The organism is Gottfriedia acidiceleris (assembly GCF_002128425.1).
GTDB lineage: Bacteria > Bacillota > Bacilli > Bacillales > Bacillaceae_G > Gottfriedia > Gottfriedia acidiceleris.
Genome location: NZ_NESS01000043.1, coordinates 1 through 581, shown reverse-complemented (window position 1 = coordinate 581; position 581 = coordinate 1). Strand labels below are relative to the sequence as shown.

At 36.8% G+C, this 581-nt stretch carries 1 protein-coding gene; it reads right to left on the bottom strand.

What is annotated here, in order from left to right; translation table 11 throughout:
• Positions 1–581: reverse transcriptase domain-containing protein (locus B6K90_RS23285; protein WP_268876056.1), on the bottom strand; the 581-nt coding region annotated here is incomplete at both ends.

Below are 581 nucleotides of genomic sequence, written 5' to 3'. Positions count from 1 at the left end.
TCCGCGTAGCGAACGATAAAGCACTCTTTCAATCCTGTTTTCTTTAAGGACTTATACTTGCTGCCATTGCTTAAGTATGTATGGTTACTTTCAAACGTTTCCCATTGTTTACTTATCCACCAATCCAACTCATTTAATACAATGTTGGAAAGTAGAGGAGATAATATTCCTCCTTGTGGGGTACCTCTTGTAGGAATACCTACACCTTCAATTTCTGCTTTTAACAGTTTAGATATAATAGAAAGAAGTGGTTTATCCCTTATGCCTAGTGACCACATTTGCTTTAGTAATTTACTATGATTAACGTTATCAAAGAAGCCCTTTATATCTACATCTATACAATGGTGGAGTCCAACTCGATTTATAAGAAACTCGAATCTAGCTTTCGCATGGTGTGTGCTACGATTCGGTCTGAACCCATAACTATGTTTATGGAATTTTGCTTCACATATTGGCTCTAAAATTTGAAGTATACATTGTTGAAAGATTCGATCCCAAATTGTCGGAATCCCTAATGGTCTGGTTTTTCCTTTTCCTTTCGGAATAAAAACACGCCTTACCGTTTGCGGTTCGTAACACAT